We start from the raw sequence: 4,409 nt of genomic DNA, 5'->3' as shown, positions 1-4,409 counted from the left end.
TTTGAAGGGGAAGAATAGTGTTAAATAAAAGCACGGTGGCTTTATATTTGATATTCTCATTATGCGTTTTCGCGCTTTGCCTTTATATTTCCTTCAATAACCCAGTTACATCTGATGGAGCATCTTTATTTTTAGAAGCAAAAGATATGGCGGATGGAAACATTCTGCTACGAGGATGGACTCTTTCTACTGTATCGTTTTATTTCACTGAGGCGATATGGTATATGATAGTAATCAGGGTTTTTGGTGACAGTATATACCTGATGTATGTGTTACCAGCCGTATTCTACACGATTACTATTATGCTGGCCTTTGCTCTGTCACATACAGATGGGAAAATGAAGTGGTCAATCGCAGCGCTAATTCCATGTGTAATCATTTCATCTCCTATGGCGTCAACCATGACACTAGAGACATGTGTACATGTAGGAACTATCATATTTGCTCTGGTGTGCTTAAATATGCTTAGGTATGATAAACATACAACAATTAAACTGACAAGCGTCACGACTCTCACTGCTGCATCTGTATTCAGTGACTCGATATTCAACTACTATATCACTATACCGATAGTTGTTACTTTTGTTGTTCATGTATTGATAAACAAAGATTTTAGCAAGTGGCGCTATGTATTTGCAGTTATTGTTGGCGTTGTCATAGCAAAGTTTCTTGCTTTAGTGGCAAATTATTTTGGTCTACTAAACACCCCCGGGACTCAACCTCCAGCATTTGTTAATTACGAGAATATACCATCTAACCTCAATCTTTTCATTGTTGGCATCATCCAGTATTTCGACGCCTTCATTTTCGGAAAACAGCTTTCTGCAAGCAATGCGATGATATTTAGTAGATTTGCAGTGATGATATTTTGGTTAGCTCTTTTAGTTGTAGCTATCAAAAACAGGTTTAAAGCGTCGTTTGTTGATACTGCATTATCCATTTCCTCAGTATTGCTACCAGCCGCATATGTAGCAAGTAACATGCCTGTAGACCTTGGCACTACAAGGTATCTGGTTTTCTCTTTTATTACTGGATCCGCTCTAATTGCACGTTATCTAAATTCACAAGCCGATCAAAGACTCTATGCTTTTGCTTCAACTATCATACTGATTTTTATTTTCATCCCAAGCGGAAGATACGAACTACCGAATTCGAGAGTACAAGATATTAGTAACTTTGTTCGTGATAATAACCTCGGTGATGGTTACGGCACATACTGGGTTGCGTCTGCCGTGACTCTGTTTAAAAACGGAGACGTAAGGCCAATCACGTTTACTGATGAAAACAAAGCGGTTAGGTTAAACTGGCTGTCCAATAAAGCATGGTACGGTTTTAAATCAAGATATATCGTCACAGAGTTCAAGCATGATATTGATAAGATATTAAACCAGTATGGACGGGAAGGGCATATAAAAGAGATTGATAACGCATATATAATTTACTATGATGATGCAAGGATTGTTATAGAGTAGTCAACAAGGAGCCTGTCCATAATTCTGTGTAACTGCCACTGTATTAAAGGTGATCGCTCAGGCGGTCACCGACCTCAATAATAAAACGACTCATTGCCAGCCGCCAGTGCTGGATCGGCATACTCCACTTTTTTGAGACATCTTTGATCGCCAGATAAATAACCTTCCACACTGAGTCGTCTCCCGGGAATACCTTGCATTTCTTATCTCGGCCCGGATCACACTGTTCAGTGATTCGATAGCGTTTGTGGTGTAGATCGCCTGGCGGATATCCGGCAGGTAGCTGAAGAATGTGTTCAGGTTTTCCCAGTGCGCACGCCTGCTTTTGCTGATCTGCGGGTATTTGTCGTCACACACGCCCGCGAACACATTCAGCATCATCAACGCCGCCTCTTCGGTAAACCGTCTTCAGACCACTGGTGACCGCCTTGTAGTCTTTCCAGGACACGTATTTCAGGCTGCTACGTACCATATGGATGATGCACTGCTGGATATGGGTCTGCGGATAGACGCTGTTTATCGCATCCGGAAAGTCTTTCAGGCCGTCCACACAGGCAATCAGGATGTCCTGAAAACCACGATTTTTCAGCTCCGCCAGCACATTCAGCCAGAATGTTGCGCCTTCATTTTCGGTCAGTCACCTACCCGGCAGCGCTTTCTGGCCTTCGGTGTTGATACCCAGCGCCAGGAAGACAGTTCTGTTTATGACGCTGTCATTTTGACGGATTTTTACGACAATGCAGCCCATGTAAACGATGGGATACAGCGCATCCAGTTACCGGTTTTGCCACTCCGTAGCCTGCTCTTTTAGGGCATCTGTGACTTTAGATATCAATGTGAGCGACACATCGGCGTCGTAAATTTCTTTGAAGGTGGCGGAGATTTCGCGCGTGATCATGCCTTTGACATACAGCGATAAAATCTGGCTGTCCATCTGTGTGAGCCGCGTCTGGTTCTTCTTAATCAACTGAGGTTTGAAGGTGTTTTCACGGTCACGCGGCGTGTTCAGTTCAATCTCGTCGTCACCGCAAAGCAGGATTTTTGACGAGTAGCCATTACGGATGTTTGAGCTTTATTGTGCGTGTTTTTCTCATGCCCGGGATGGTCGGTCTGTTCTGCATTGAGCGCAGTTTCGACAGTAAGCTTCGTCAGCATCCGGGAAAACTGGTTGAGATCGGCTTTGGTTTTAAGGCCTTTAGCCAGTTCAGCAGCCAGCACTTTGAATTTATTTTCATCCATAATTTGCCTGTCTCCGTTGTTGGAATGAACATATCAAAAACAGGCAGATACACAATTTAAATTACAGTCTCTGAGGCGGAATTATAGTTAATTACACCACTTAGGCGTGCTCCATATTACAGGTCCTAACCATATTTTCCCTTCCGCACCGTTATACAATATTTTTCCGTTTTTACTCTTTAATTCTGACTCTATTATTTTATCCGCCTTGCCATCTTTTGTGTAATATAAAACCTCACCATTAATGCAGTACCAACTTGGTCTGGACAACCATGTTCTAGGAATTACAAATTTATCATAAGCGTCTGTGAGTTCAGAAGAGTGTACTTCTGCATCAATCGAGTTTAATAGTTGCATTCTCCAAAAATCCTCTCCATAAATATATGTTATTCCAGTTGACTTTACAATTGAAATGATTTTTTTATTTATTTCTGAATTCATATTGGATTTATTGTAACTAAAAGGCTTTGCTTTTGTTGTATATAGTACTGGTGCTATAGCTGACATGCATATAGCCATTGCAATAGTTAATGAATATGTATATGCATTATTTTTTATATTACTTTTAAAAATTTTAAAAATGGTGGCAAATACAGAAATTTTTAGTATACAAGTTGCCCAGAAAATATGACGCCCTTCTGGGTTGAGGCATGATATAAGTAGCAGTCCTAAAACAAAACCTGTAGCTCCCAATGCACATAACAGATCTAGTCGACAAATACTGGTTTTAGTTTTTCTGCCATCAATCAAAATATGAAGAAATATTTTTAAGCCATATACAATAGTTGCAATAAATAAAAGTATATACAATAAGCCCATAAAGTAGAAAGGTGTCAATATTCCTATTGCATTACTTCCAACAGCCAAGCTAGAGGATGAAGAGTACACCAGGATTGACTTTAAAATTATAAAAAGATTGTCAATTGCTTTATCTGGAGATATTAACAACGATGCTTGAGAATAGTCGACCTTGAGTGGGAAATGTCTGCCTAAAAGATAATCATTTGCCATCTTGCCGATAACAAAAGATACAGCTATAGATAACATTGACACAACTGAAGTTTTTGATCTGAATATAATCAGTATGAATAAAATAAAAGGTGCTATAATAATCAAAGTTCTAATTGGTTGCTCTGCAGTCATTAGAATAACAGCAAGGGCAGAAATACACAAAAAACTCTTTTTGCTTTCTTGAATATATATGATAACCGGTAGGCATATCATAATAGAAAGTACTACATTCGAAAGATGCGATTCCTGACCAAGTAAAAAATCAATATCATCCATACCAAGCGGAATGAATAAGCAAGTTGATAGTAAAAGTGAAAAATATTTATTTCCACAATATTTAGAGATAATTAGATTGCAAATATAAAACCAAACGCAGATCGCTATTGCACCGCCTATTGCATAAGCCTTATATCCTGAAAAACCAATGTAGTTGGCTAAGGCTATGAATGGGCTTATTTTTAGCATAATAAGTTGGTTGCCGTAGAAAAAATCATGTGGAAGTAAAACCCCTTCATCTCTTATGGCTGAAGCTAAAACTTGATATGCTGCTGAATCTGCGTGAAAAAAATTCGGATAAATATAAATGTGATGCACTAAGCCAATGACAAGGCCAATAATGATTACAGATACATGCCAAAAATAATTTTTTTTAAATTCCATCATTTTATTTGACCAACTTTCTTAATG

At 39.1% G+C, this 4,409-nt stretch carries 2 protein-coding genes and 1 pseudogene; 1 reads left to right on the top strand and 2 read right to left on the bottom strand.

Annotated elements, in window-relative coordinates:
- Window positions 1–17: 17 nt before the first annotated feature.
- Window positions 18–1,472, top strand: a complete 1,455-nt coding sequence (locus ACH0VJ_RS22510; RefSeq protein WP_001537448.1) for a hypothetical protein — start codon at window positions 18–20, stop codon at window positions 1,470–1,472.
- Window positions 1,473–1,515: 43 nt separating this feature from the next.
- Here ACH0VJ_RS22510 and ACH0VJ_RS22505 read toward each other — a convergent pair.
- A pseudogene (locus ACH0VJ_RS22505) lies at window positions 1,516–2,711 on the bottom strand (IS256 family transposase).
- 87 nt (window positions 2,712–2,798) lie between these two features.
- On the bottom strand, window positions 2,799–4,385 hold the full coding sequence (locus ACH0VJ_RS22500; RefSeq protein WP_000969800.1) for a hypothetical protein: 1,587 nt from the start codon (window positions 4,383–4,385) through the stop codon (window positions 2,799–2,801).
- Window positions 4,386–4,409 lie beyond the last annotated feature (24 nt).

This window comes from Salmonella sp. 2020_1459 (genome assembly GCF_043847915.1).
Taxonomy (GTDB): domain Bacteria; phylum Pseudomonadota; class Gammaproteobacteria; order Enterobacterales; family Enterobacteriaceae; genus Salmonella; species Salmonella enterica.
This window is presented reverse-complemented; position numbering and strand designations above follow the sequence as displayed.

Coding starts and splice junctions, on each gene's coding strand:
- ACH0VJ_RS22500 (WP_000969800.1), bottom strand. CDS start 4,385: ATGATGGAATTTAAAAAAAATTATTTTTGGCATGTATCTGTAATCATT.